The sequence below is a fragment of the Vibrio sp. QJM3NY_21 genome (assembly GCF_057785975.1).
Genome location: NZ_CM173514.1, coordinates 34,693 through 47,345, shown reverse-complemented (window position 1 = coordinate 47,345; position 12,653 = coordinate 34,693). Strand labels below are relative to the sequence as shown.

At 45.8% G+C, this 12,653-nt stretch carries 12 protein-coding genes; 5 read left to right on the top strand and 7 right to left on the bottom strand.

The window, feature by feature from the left end; all coding sequences use genetic code 11:
- Positions 1-110: 110 nt before the first annotated feature.
- The 4 genes from AC3CID_RS16055 to gcl form a co-directional block, all read right to left on the bottom strand.
- Positions 111-1,421 carry a glycerate kinase type-2 family protein gene (locus AC3CID_RS16055; RefSeq protein WP_488527675.1) on the bottom strand — a complete coding sequence of 437 codons (1,311 nt, stop codon included), beginning with the start codon at positions 1,419-1,421 and terminating at the stop codon, positions 111-113.
- 260 nt (positions 1,422-1,681) lie between these two features.
- Positions 1,682-2,578 (bottom strand): 2-hydroxy-3-oxopropionate reductase, encoded by an 897-nt coding sequence (locus tag AC3CID_RS16050; RefSeq protein ID WP_488527674.1) that lies wholly within the window; start codon positions 2,576-2,578, stop codon positions 1,682-1,684.
- 37 nt (positions 2,579-2,615) lie between these two features.
- Positions 2,616-3,392 carry a hydroxypyruvate isomerase gene (gene hyi, locus AC3CID_RS16045; protein WP_473578766.1) on the bottom strand — a complete coding sequence of 259 codons (777 nt, stop codon included), beginning with the start codon at positions 3,390-3,392 and terminating at the stop codon, positions 2,616-2,618.
- A 117-nt stretch (positions 3,393-3,509) separates the two neighbouring features.
- Complete coding sequence (gene gcl / locus AC3CID_RS16040; protein ID WP_488527673.1) at positions 3,510-5,282, bottom strand: glyoxylate carboligase; 1,773 nt, start codon at positions 5,280-5,282, stop codon at positions 3,510-3,512.
- 313 nt (positions 5,283-5,595) lie between these two features.
- Between gcl and aceB the strand changes: the two genes are divergently transcribed.
- Both aceB and AC3CID_RS16030 read left to right on the top strand, forming a co-directional pair.
- Complete coding sequence (gene aceB / locus AC3CID_RS16035; protein ID WP_488527672.1) at positions 5,596-7,221, top strand: malate synthase A; 1,626 nt, start codon at positions 5,596-5,598, stop codon at positions 7,219-7,221.
- A 102-nt stretch (positions 7,222-7,323) separates the two neighbouring features.
- Positions 7,324-7,764 carry a GlcG/HbpS family heme-binding protein gene (locus tag AC3CID_RS16030; RefSeq protein ID WP_016795812.1) on the top strand — a complete coding sequence of 147 codons (441 nt, stop codon included), beginning with the start codon at positions 7,324-7,326 and terminating at the stop codon, positions 7,762-7,764.
- Between the two features lie 122 nt (positions 7,765-7,886).
- Here the strand turns inward: AC3CID_RS16030 and AC3CID_RS16025 are convergent, their stop codons facing one another.
- On the bottom strand, positions 7,887-8,324 hold the full coding sequence (locus tag AC3CID_RS16025; RefSeq protein WP_488527671.1) for a DoxX family protein: 438 nt from the start codon (positions 8,322-8,324) through the stop codon (positions 7,887-7,889).
- A 206-nt stretch (positions 8,325-8,530) separates the two neighbouring features.
- On the opposite strand from AC3CID_RS16025, the gene AC3CID_RS16020 reads away from it, so the two are divergent.
- Positions 8,531-9,436, top strand: coding sequence for a LysR family transcriptional regulator (locus AC3CID_RS16020; RefSeq protein WP_488527670.1), 906 nt, complete (start codon positions 8,531-8,533; stop codon positions 9,434-9,436).
- Between the two features lie 29 nt (positions 9,437-9,465).
- On the opposite strand, the gene AC3CID_RS16015 is transcribed toward AC3CID_RS16020, so the two are convergent.
- Positions 9,466-9,768 carry a hypothetical protein gene (locus AC3CID_RS16015; protein ID WP_061021313.1) on the bottom strand — a complete coding sequence of 101 codons (303 nt, stop codon included), beginning with the start codon at positions 9,766-9,768 and terminating at the stop codon, positions 9,466-9,468.
- Between the two features lie 275 nt (positions 9,769-10,043).
- Complete coding sequence (locus tag AC3CID_RS16010) at positions 10,044-10,526, bottom strand: MarR family winged helix-turn-helix transcriptional regulator (RefSeq protein ID WP_017054932.1); 483 nt, start codon at positions 10,524-10,526, stop codon at positions 10,044-10,046.
- 124 nt (positions 10,527-10,650) lie between these two features.
- Here AC3CID_RS16010 and AC3CID_RS16005 point away from each other — a divergent pair, with 124 nt between their 5' ends.
- Positions 10,651-11,544: a DMT family transporter gene (locus tag AC3CID_RS16005; protein ID WP_488527669.1), complete on the top strand. Its 894-nt coding sequence runs from the start codon at positions 10,651-10,653 to the stop codon at positions 11,542-11,544.
- Positions 11,545-11,678: 134 nt separating this feature from the next.
- Positions 11,679-12,602 carry a LysR family transcriptional regulator gene (locus AC3CID_RS16000; protein ID WP_171312254.1) on the top strand — a complete coding sequence of 308 codons (924 nt, stop codon included), beginning with the start codon at positions 11,679-11,681 and terminating at the stop codon, positions 12,600-12,602.
- Positions 12,603-12,653: the final 51 nt, after the last annotated feature.

Genomic DNA, 12,653 nt, shown 5'->3' with positions numbered 1-12,653 from the left:
TCACAACATTGATAGCAATAAAATGGTCGCTCTTATGTGGAGAAAAGCGACCATTCAATAGTATGCGTTTTCGAACTTTAAGGTTTTTCAGTCTATTCGAACTGTTCAGGTTAAAGAATCAATATTGCGCGGAAGTCATTCACGTTGGTTAGCGTCGGCCCTGTGGTCAACAGCACACCGACTTGCTTAAAGAAGTCGTAGCTGTTGTTGGCATCGAGATAGTCTTGCGCTTTAAGCGACAGGCTCGAACCTTGTTGCCATGTTTGAGGCGTGATCCACGCACCTGCATTATCTTCAACACCATCAATGCCATCAGTATCAGCCGCCAGAGCGAATATGTTTTCCTGCCCTTTTAACTCGTTATACAAGCTTAAAAGGAACTCACAATTACGCCCACCACGACCATTGCCTTTAACGGTTACCGTAGTTTCGCCACCGGAAAGTATCACGCAAGGCGTCTCGAATGGGTGCTTGTGATTGGCCACTTGCTTGGCCAACGCAGCATGAACCTTCGCTACATCTCGAGCTTCCCCCTCAATGCAGTCACTCAGCACATAAGCAGGAATACCTAAACCTTCGGCCTCTGCCGCGGCTGCTTCCAATGCCGACATCGGCGTGGCAATAATATGGTGCTCTGCGTTTTTCCAACAGACGTCATCTGGCTTAACGGTTTCTGACTCTGGATTATTTAACCATTCAAATGCCGAGCGTGGTGTTTCTATTTGGTAACGCTCTAAAATTGCCATCGCATCAAAACGCGTAGTGGTGTCGGGTACGGTTGGGCCAGAGGCAATCACACTAATGTCATCACTCGGCACATCTGAAATCGCTAAAGAGACTACTCTTGCTGGATACGCAGCTTTCGCTAGTCGCCCACCTTTGATAGACGATAAGTGTTTACGCACACAGTTCATCTCATCAATGGCTGCGCCCGACTTGAGCAGCGCCTTATTGATTTGTTGCTTCTCAGCCAAGCTAATGTCGCCACCGGGCAGGCTTAGCAAAGCAGAACCGCCGCCAGACAGTAGACAAATAACGGTGTCGTCAGCACTCAGGCCACTCACTAATTCCAGCATACGTTGGCTCACTTCTAAGCCCATCGCATCCGGGACGGGGTGCGCCGCTTCGATCACCTCAATGTGTTCGCAAGGTGCGGTGTGTTCGTAGCGGGTCACGACGAGACCTTCAAGGTCACGCAGTGCGAGATCTTGCTGTTGCTTTGCTTGCCAAACCGCTTCAAGCTCAGCAGCCATCGACGCGGCTGCTTTTCCTGCTCCTATAACGACAGTTCGCCCAGCTTGGTTAGCAGAGCGATAAAAAATGTCTTGAGGAAGAAAAGGTTCGATGTGATTTTTAGGTAGCGCCTGATTAACAGCACTTGAGAAAAGGGTTTGCAGAAACTGCTTAGCATCAATGTCCATCAGCCACTCCTTAGTTGACGGAGAAAAAAAGAACCCCGATACAAGGCCAAAGGGTGCCTGCTAAGATCAAGTTGGAAAGGAACAACTTCAACCTCTGCCTCGTATCAGGAACGCGTATAAAAGGAGACGAAACTACGCGATTTATAAACAAACTGTTTGAAACTGGTGGGCTAACTCATTGAGGTGCTGTCGAGGCGCAAAGTAGATTCACGATTCGACATTACATGCGATGCTAGCCCGTATTCATCATTTAAAAGAGGTTAGCGAATCGAGTGGTCAGAACGTTTCTCAATCGCTTGGATAAGCGCAGAGTGGTCCCAACCTTCGCCACCCATTTCGGCACACTCACCAAACAACTCTTGTGCGTTGGCCGTGTTCGGCAGTGCAACCCCTAGCTCTTGTGCGCCAGTTAGCGCTAAGTTGAGGTCTTTCTGGTGAAGTGAGATTCTAAAACCAGGGTCGAATGTGCCTTCAACCATGCGTTCGCCGTGTACTTCCAAGATCTTAGAGTTAGCAAATCCACCCAATAGAGCCTGACGTACGCGCGCAGGATCGGCACCGGCTTTCGAAGCAAACACTAACGCCTCAGACACCGCTTCAATATTCAACGCCACAATGATCTGGTTAGCCACTTTACACGTTTGGCCTGCACCGTTATCACCCACCAGCGTGATGTTCTTACCCATGATTTCGAACAGAGGTCGTGCTTTATCAAAGGCGTCTTGCTCACCGCCAACCATGATAGTCAGCGCAGCATTGATAGCGCCTACTTCGCCGCCGGATACCGGAGCATCAAGGTATGACGCGCCGCCTTCATTAATTCGCGCTGCAATTGCTTTGGTGGCGATAGGCGAGATGGAGCTCATATCGATAACCAGTTTCCCAGTTGCTCCGCCCGCTGTTAGACCTTTCTCGACGCCGTTGTCACCAAACAGGACGTCTTCTACTTGAGGTGTATTCGGCACCATCAAGATAATGATATCCGCAGCTTCAGCCGCTTCCGCTGGTGAATGACAGACCGTTGCGCCCGCTGCCACAAGATCGGCAGGTACTGCATTAAAGTGATCCGACAGAATCAAATCGTGACCTGCTTTTTGAAGGTTACTCGCCATAGGTTTACCCATGATGCCAGTTCCGATAAATGCAATTTTAGACATGTTGTTCTCCTTAACGTTTGAGGGTTACCAGACGCAATTAACGGTACTGGTGCAGCCAACCAAGGCCTTCTCTCGTTGTTGTTTTTGGCTTGTATTCGCAGCCAACCCAGCCTTGATAGCCAAGCTCATCAAGATAATTGAGCACGAATGGGTAATTGATTTCGCCAGTACCCGGTTCGTGTCGGCCTGGGTTATCTGCCAGTTGCACGTGTGCGATTTGGCCAATGTTTTGTTGCATGGTCGGCGTAAGATCGCCTTCCATAATTTGCATGTGATAAATATCGTATTGGATAGAAAGGTTATCGCTCCCTACCTCTTTGATGATCGCTTTAGCTTGCTCTGTGGTGTTCAAGAAGAAGCCCGGAATATCGCGGGTGTTGATCGCTTCTATCACTAAGCTGATACCTTCTGCTGCTAGCGCGTTTGCCGCGTAATGCAGGTTAATCACAAACGCCGATTGCGCGTCTTGTTGGGTCACACCTTGCGGAACAATCCCGGCTAAACAATTCACTTGTGTACAGCCAAGAGCCTTCGCGTAAGCAATCGCTTTAGGCACACCCGCTTGAAACTCTTCAACTCGCGCTGGATCTACCGCAATACCACGGTCGCCAGCGTCCCAATCACCCGCTGGCAAGTTAAACAGCACTTGCTCTAGGTCATTAGCGTCGAGCTTTGCTTTGATTGCCTGAGCATCAAAGGCGTAAGGGAAAAGATACTCCACACCTTGAAAGCCCGCTTCTGCGGCAGCTTCAAAGCGATCCATAAAATCAACTTCCGTGAATAACATCGACAAGTTTGCTGCAAATTTTGCCATGACTCTGTCCTTATTCTTTATATGTAAAAATCTGGGTTATTTGTAGTAAAGCCTCGCTCTATTGGAGACTTTCCGTAGAGCTAAACCTCAGCTCTACGGATACACATGACTTAATGATTACTTGTACGCTAGCGCTGTTGGGGCATCGCCACGGCTTTCGGCAAGCGGTTCAAATTCATTGATGGCGTTGATCTCTACGCCCATCGCAATGTTGGTCACTCGTTCAAGAATCAGCTCAACAACAACCGGTACTTTATGCTTGTTCATCAGCTCTTTGGCTTGCTCAAACGCCGCCGCAATTTGGTCTGGCTCACGAACTCGAATCGCCTTACAACCTAAGCCTTCAACAACGGCTACATGGTCAACACCGTAGCCTTCAAGCTCCGGCGCATTCTGGTTATCAAACGCCAGTTGTACACAATAATCGATATCAAATTGGCGCTGTGCTTGGCGAATCAAACCTAAGTACGAGTTGTTCACCAACACATGAATGTATGGCAAGTTAAATTGCGCGCCAACGGCCAGCTCTTCGATCATGAATTGGAAATCATAGTCTCCAGAGATAGCGACAATATCGCGATCAGGATCAGCTGCTCGTACACCCAATGCGGCTGGTGTTGTCCACCCCAATGGGCCAGCCTGACCACAGTTGATCCAGTTACGCGGCTTATAAACATGCAGGAACTGAGCGGCAGCAATTTGCGACAAACCAATGGTGCTCACATAACAAGTGTCACGACCAAATGCCTTATTCATCTCTTCATAAACACGCATCGGTTTCATTGGCGCTTCATCGAAATTGGTTTTACGCAGCATGGTCGATTTGCGTTCCTGACACTCACTTGCCCAAGCATTTCGGTTCGGCAGCTTGCCAGCGTCACGCCACTCTTGTGCCACTTCAACCATTAGCTCTAGCGCTGCCTTGGCATCAGAGACTATGCCTAAATCTGGGCAGAACACGCGGCCAATTTGCGTCGGTTCAATGTCGACGTGTACGAACTTGCGGCCTTCGGTGTAAACATCCACAGAACCGGTATGACGGTTAGCCCAGCGGTTACCGACACCAAACACAAAGTCAGAGTTGAGCATGGTTTCGTTACCGTAACGGTGAGAGGTTTGTAGGCCCACCATGCCTGCCATTAAGTCATGATCATCTGGAATAGAGCCCCAGCCCATCAAAGTTGGGATAACAGGAACACCAGTGATCTCGGCAAACTGTTGCAACAATTCAGATGCGCCAGCGTTAATCACGCCACCACCCGATACAATCAGCGGTTTTTCCGATTGAGACATCATGGTTAATGCTTTCTCAACCTGCGCGCGCGTCGCTTTTGGCTTATAAGGTTCTAGTGGCTCATAAGTATCGATATCAAACTCAATCTCAGCCAGCTGAACATCAATCGGTAGATCAATCAGGATTGGCCCCGGACGACCCGAACGCATTAAATGAAAGGCTTTTTGGAATGCGCGTGGCACTTGTGCAGGTTCCAGCACCGTAGTCGCCCACTTAGTCACTGGCTTAGCAATGGATTCAATATCGACCGCTTGGAAGTCTTCTTTATGAAGGCGAGCACGCGGCGCCTGACCTGTGATGCATAGAATTGGAATCGAATCTGCAGTCGCAGAATAAAGGCCCGTGATCATGTCCGTTCCCGCAGGACCAGAAGTACCAATACACACACCTATATTGTCTTGATTGGTACGCGTGTACCCTTCGGCCATATGCGATGCACCCTCTACATGTCGAGCTAAGACGTGGTCGATTCCTCCGAGCTTTTTCATAGCCGCATACATAGGGTTTATTGCTGCGCCGGGAACACCAAATGCGATGTCTACACCTTCACGTTTAAGCACTTCAACCGCTGCTTCAATCGCTTTCATAACTGCCATTCGAACCTCCAGTTCAGATTGTATACAATTAAACTAACTTTTGTGTACTATGAACCATCCTCGCTATTTATCAACCCCAAAATGAAACAATCTTGTTACATCACACGGCCACTTTGAGTAAGCACCAACCTTGAAAAGCTTACAATTCATTGCTTTACATAAAATATCTTTACGTAAAAATAAATGACAAAAAAATCAAATGATAAATAAATGTTAAATACCCTTTGCTTGTTTACAATTTATGCAATATAAATATCCTTAAAAAGAGCATTTTGTATACAAAGTGACATCGTATTGTTCAAAGGAGACAACAGTGATGAATGACGTAAAAGAGAGAGAAGAAGTACAGTGTATGCAGGTACTTGGGAAGATGGACAACTCCGAGTACAAAGAGATCTTGTCTAAAGATGCATTAAAGTTCTTAGAAGCCCTTGTTAATAAGTTTGGAGATCGCCGTCATACCCTGCTAAATGACCGTGACATAAAACAAGCTCAATATGACAACGGTGAGTTACCCAATTTCAGAAAAGACACCATTTCCATTCGCCAGAATAAAGAGTGGAAAGTGGCGACACCGCCACCAGAGCTACTCGATCGCCGCGTAGAGATCACAGGGCCTATCGAAAGAAAGATGGTGATCAACGCGCTAAACTCAGGCGCTAAAGTCTTCATGTGTTGCTTTGAAGATGCGTCTTCCCCAACTTGGGCCAATATGGTCGAAGGGCAAATCAACCTAAGAGATGCCAACCTTGGCACCATTAGTTATTTCGATGAGAAGAAGCAGAAGCGTTACCAATTAAACGACGATCCTGCACTGCTGATCGCACGCCCACGAGGGATCCACCTTCCTGAGCAATCCATCCAATTCAACAATCAGCCTATCGGCGGTTGCTTGATGGACTTCGCCTTGTACTTTTTCCACAACTATCAATCACGTGCACAACAAGGCTTAGGCGTTTACTACTACATTCCAAAGCTAGAAAGCATGGAAGAAGCACAGTGGTGGGACGATATTTTCAGCTTCACCGAAAACTATTTCCACGTACCCAAAGGCACCATTCGTGCGACGGTTTTGATTGAGACACTTCCAGCCGTATTCCAAATGGAAGAGATCTTGTACGCCATGCGTGATCATATCGTGGCAATGAACTGTGGCCGTTGGGATTACATCTTTAGCTACATCAAAACACTGAAAAACCATAAAGACCGCATCCTGCCAGACCGTCACGGGATCGGTATGGATCAAGAGTTCCTAAATGCCTACAGCCAACTGTTAGTGCGTACTTGTCATGCTCGCGGTGCACTGGCGATGGGTGGTATGTCGGCCTTTATTCCAGCGAAAAATCCGCAAGAAATGGCGCGTGTAACCGCCAAGGTTATCGAAGATAAGCAAAGAGAATCTCAGAACGGACACGACGGCACATGGGTCGCGCACCCTGCACTGGTTGATTTGGCAATGTCGATCTTTGATAAGCACTTAGATGGCAAAGTAAACCAAATGGATTTCCAAAGCCCAGAGCATGTGATCAATGCAGACTCGTTACTAAAACCTTGTGAAGGCAGTCGTGACGAAGCGGGCGTTCGTAAGAATATACGCATCGCACTGTATTACATCGAAGCTTGGATTCAAGGCTATGGCTGTGTACCTATCTACGGCCTTATGGAAGATGCCGCGACCGCTGAGATCTCGAGAGCCAATATCTGGCAATGGATCCACCACGGGGTAACACTCGATGATGGCCAAACCTTTACCAAATCACTATTCCACTCTTGGCTTTACCAAGAGCTAGACACCATAAAACATGAAGTCGGAGACTCGCGCTATGCAGCAGGTCGATTTGAAGAGACAGCTGATCTTTTCTATCAACTTTCTACAGCCGATGAGTTCGCTGCCTTCCTAACTTTACCCAGCTATGGGCTGTTACAAGAGTCCAGTTAGGACTCTTGTACCGAGCTGAATCAGTCAATGATATTCACAAACTAGAGTAATGATTGGCTGGCTGAGCTTGGTACACGGCCCCTTGAAAAACTAGGAGATAACATGGGAAGTTTGACTCTACAACAAGCGTTAACCATCATCGATGGAACCTTAAAAGCAGGAAGTAAGATCCACACAGAACCTTTGACGGTCGCCGTCTTAGACAGTGGTGGCAAGCTGATTTCCCTGCAACGTCAAGACGGTTCTAGCATGATGCGACCAGACATCGCGATTGCTAAAGCGTGGGGAGCTCTCGCACTGGGCTGTTCCTCTAGAAAACTCGCCCAAGATGCTGACAACCGACCAGCATTCATCTCCGCCGTAAACGTGCTGGCACACGGAAACATGGTGCCAGTACCAGGGGGGCTACTGATTCGAGACAAAGATAAAACGGTACTGGGCGCTATCGGGGTGAGCGGCGATATATCAGATATCGACGAAAGCTGCGCCATCAATGGCATTGGCTGTGCTGAACTGTTTAGCGACGAGATGCTGCAAGCTTAACTAGCCAATTCACTTTACTGAAGTTCTTAAACAGAAACAAAAAACCGAAGCCTGAGCTTCGGTTTTTATTCATAAGTTGCGCCAACAACACTAACGAATAAACTGCGATTAGACAAAAACCACTAACGAACAAGAACCATTAAGCGCGTCCATTTGGCGTCTTGCTTAAACTTATTAGACAACCAGTAATCAACACTAAACGATCCCGCGCCAAGTACCGCTAACGCAAAATACCCACCAGCAACAGAGACGTTTTTGTAGAAGTGAATCATTTGCCCCGATGAACTTGGGTCGAAGTGAAACATAACACCAGAGACTAAAGAGAAAAATGCAATCGAGAACGCTGTAAAGCGAGTCATAAATCCAGCTAAAATTGCAAGCCCGCCACCGAGTTCAAGCAAGATAACCAAAGGCAACAAGTGAGCACTAACTCCTTGAGATGCCATGTATCCCACCGTTCCTTCATAGCTAAATAGCTTTCCCCAACCCGCTTGAATAAACAAGTAAGCCAATAAAATACGAGCGAAAAAAGTCAGTGTGTCGTGCAATCTGGTGTTCATAGTTCTAAGCCTTAATAAGTTTCATTACCTATAGGTTATTCGACTTAGCATTAAGATGATAACGAGAAAAATAGAACAACTTGTTTGAAATTTTAGTAGACATACTCGCATACAAATTACTGACTAAATCCGAAGATTCAAAAGCCTCAATACTGTTACCATTGCCTTAAACTTATTGAAACACTTGCCCCATTTTTATTGATTTTATGAAGACTCTGAAGAAAACACTGCCGCTCGACACCTTACAAATATTGGATGTTCTACAACGTGAAGGGACTTACTCGTCAGCCTCTGCGCATCTCAATCGATCCGTTTCTGCATTGAGTTATCAGATTCAAAAATTGGAAGACGAACTCGGCATCTTGATCTTAGATCGTTCAGGACACAGAGCCGTGTTTACCCAGGTTGGACAAATGTTAGTGGAAAATGGCCGACAGTTGTTAACTGGGTCAGATGAACTCATAAACCAAATACAACGTTTCTCAAGTGGTTGGGAAAGCGAACTGTTTGTTTCCTATGACGGCATTATCGGACAAGACATTGCGTTGTCGTTAATCGCCGACATGGCAACAGAATGCAGCACGCAACTGTATGTCCAAGAGGATATTTTGTCGGGGGGCTGGGAAGCATTAATCTCAGGAAAAGCGGATATTCTTATCTCATCGATGCCCAATATCGAACTACCGAATACCGTGAACAGTAAAACTATCGGCCGTGTAGAAATGATCTGGGTAGCCGCGAGAAATGCACCCATTTTAAACGAACCAAATCCGCTCAGTGAATCCACACGACGTGAACACACGATCATCGCAGTGGCCGATACCGCTAAGTCTGCGCCTAAAATCACCAAAAACATCTTACTGAACCAAAAAACCAGTACGGTCAGTTCAATGAGCAGTAAGTTAACGGCAATTCAACGTAACCTTGGTATCGGTACTCTGCCTAAACAGCTTATAACCGCCGAGTTAGAAGCTGGAAGTTTAGTGGAAATAGGCCACGCAAGAACCGTTGATATCGTGCTCGCGTGGCAAATAGGCAACATGGGAAAAGCCAAAACACTCGCTTTGAAAAAGTTAGAAAAGTGCTGGAGAGCGTCGGCTCAAACTCACTAGCTTGCTCCTAGCTAGACACTCCGAAAAGTCTATTTATCTCGTCCGATGAATCGACTTTGTTGGACACTCTCTCCTTGAAGTGTGGTTGCTTCAAATCGGTACACCCTCGGGATATTTCCCTTGTAGAAAAATGCTTGCCCTCTGTCTGATGTTTCTGTCACTTGTTGTCCGCGAATATTGGTGGTGACCTGAGCGTTAGGAACGCGTTCTCCATCTTGATAAACCGTGACGACGACGCCATTGGTTTGTTCGTTGATCGACATTTTCAATTCTGCATGAGATGCAAATGACGTCACTAGTAGTGCTGCGCTAAGGGCTATTTTAAGTTTCATTTCAGTAATCTCTGTATTGTGGGAATACGAGAAATATACTGATGGGTGGCATCTATTGATAACGGGAAGTCTTAAATAGGATGTCCTAAAATATTGAATTACATCGATGGAACTTGTTCGGTTTTCTGGCTCAGTGCCGTTCCCAAATTAACTGAGACTAAATAGCACGACACCACATTACAGACACAAAAAAACCGAAGCTCATCACTTCGGTTTTCATATCAAATTAAGCTCGTTCAATTCACTACGCTCAGCAACCCGATTCAACCAGTCGATTACTCGTAGGCACTCAACCATGTTTTTAGCAATTGGTTGGTGTTCTTCTTCTGGCTCGCGGACAGAGATTTAACCAGCTTTTTCTGCATTTCAACATGCTCAGTCATCATTTGGTCAATCAGAATCAGACCATCTTTGGTTAGCTGAACACTCACACTGCGTCTGTCTTCTTTACTATGCTCACGGCTGATCAGCCCTTTGGCTTCCAGTTTATCAAGGCGATTGGTCATCGCACCTGATGTCAGCATCATCGAACCTATCAGCTCTGAGGGAGTCAGTCGGTAAGGCTTTCCAGAACGTCGCAAGGTGGCTAGCACATCAAACTCACCGAGTTTCATGTCGTATTTTTTATGAAGCTCGGCAACTTGAGTCTCCATATACTTGGCAATACGCATAATTCGGCCCATCATTGCCATAGGCTCAGTTTCTAGCTCAGGCTTTTCCTTTGCCCATTGCTCTACTACGCGGTCGATAGCATCCATTTGCAATCTCGCTCCGTTATTAGTCTTGATTACTTCAAACTAGTTTAACATAAAGATACTTTACAACCACTAGTTCTCAGTATACAGTTCACACAATAGTTATCTTAACGTAAAGATATTTTAAATGAACATATTATTAGCAATGATCCCCGCGTTCTTTTGGGGAACAACCTATGCAGTGACGCAATTTACGCTACAGGAGTGGCCACCATTATTACTCGGTGCTTTGCGTGCGTTACCTGCTGGTTTGTTATTGCTAGCAGTAAAGCCGACATTGCCTAAAAAAGGCGAGTGGCAGATCATTTTCACATTGGGCCTTATCAATATTGCGACCTTCTTTGGCCTGATCTTTGTAATGGCGCTAACGCTGCCTTCAGCGATTTCTGGCGTGGGTATGATCTCTGTACCGGTGTTCGCGATGATCTTTCACTGGGTAGTGAAAAAGCAACGCCCACATTTGATTCAAGCCCTGTCTGGTATTGGCTTGATCACCTTAGCGTGGATATTGTTTAACCCAAGTCAAATCGCTTTGAACCCAATCGGTTTAGGAGCCATGTTCGCCGCAATCATGTGTATTGTCATCGGCAGCAGCATTACAAAATCACTGGGTAATCGCATGCACTGGTGGAAGATATTAACGTGGCAGCTGATTCTAGGCGGTGCGATTTTGTCTGTCGCGTCTGGCATTCATGCGTTCATCGACCCGCAACCTTATGTTAATGCTGTCACTCATTTTGATACTCGTAATGCAATGGGTCTATTGTGGGTGATTGGTCTGAACACAGCACTTGGTTACGGCATGTATGTGTGGCTGCTGCAACGTATGTCTGTGGTTGATTTCACCTTCGGTGGCATCGCTAACCCAGTGGCTGGCATCGTTACGGGGATGGTGTTGATGGGTGAATCCTTCACTCCAGTACAGTATTCACTGATGACAGGCATGATCGTGATGTCACTACTACCACAGCTTATTCTGGCAGTAAGGCAAACCAAAACGGTCAAACCCGTTACGCAGTAAAAGATTTAGATTGTTACTTATAAACCCGCCAAGTGCGGGTTTTTCTTTACAGGCATCACACCTATATAAAATATGTATTTGTTCTCATACCGACCCAACCTTATAGTTAAATAACTAATAATAAGGTGCTCAATATGGCAAAAGACTTGTTTTCTAGCTTAGATTTAAATCTACTGCGAACTTTTATGATCCTGCATCAAGAGCGGAATATGCGCAAAGCATCCGAACGTTTGTTCGTATCTCAACCGGCGATCAGTAAAGCTCTACAAAGATTGCGCGATCATTTCGACGATGAGCTATTTGTAAAAACGCACCACGGATTACGTGCAACTGAGCATGCCAATATCCTCGCAGAGAGTATTTCACCAATACTTGATGAACTTTCTTTCGCTATTAATAACAGCAATGATTTTAATCCCGCTGAACTACAAGGAGTGGTCAAAGTCGCGTTATCCCCATATTTGCTGTCGTCTCTTTCAAGTAAGCTCTTTAAAGCCATTCGTTCTGAAGCACCACTAGTACAAATTCAGCTATTGAATTGGTCAGGCACAACCATGACCGACATTATTAATGATGAAGTTTACATAGGGTTGAACTACGAGATTAACCATGCCCCTAAAGAACTACTGCAAAAGCCTATTGCACAAGATACTTTCAAAGGGTATGTCAGGAAAGATCACCCATACGAAAAAGAATTTTTAGAAATTAAAGACGGGGTAAATTTTGAATTAGCTTCAGTCATTGCGGTTGATTGGAATTCACACCAGTCACAAGCGGAGAAAATACTCAAAGTAAAAGGATTGAAAGCAAACATTGGTTTCCGTTCAGAATTACCATCTGCAGTTATTGATGTCGTCAAAAACTCAGACATGTTATTCCCAGCATCTAAATTCCTAGATATTGAACAAGAAACCTCATTAAGAGCCATTAAGTTGCTATTTGATAGTAGCTATTACGAACCAACGGTTTGTGCGTACTATCATCATAAAAACCGAAATAGCCCAATGACGCTGTGGTTGAGGAAAATACTTGAATCACAACTCAATAATAACCAGTAGTTATCACCCTCTTTACTCTGTTTCATTAATAACTCATCGTTAAGGCCTCTA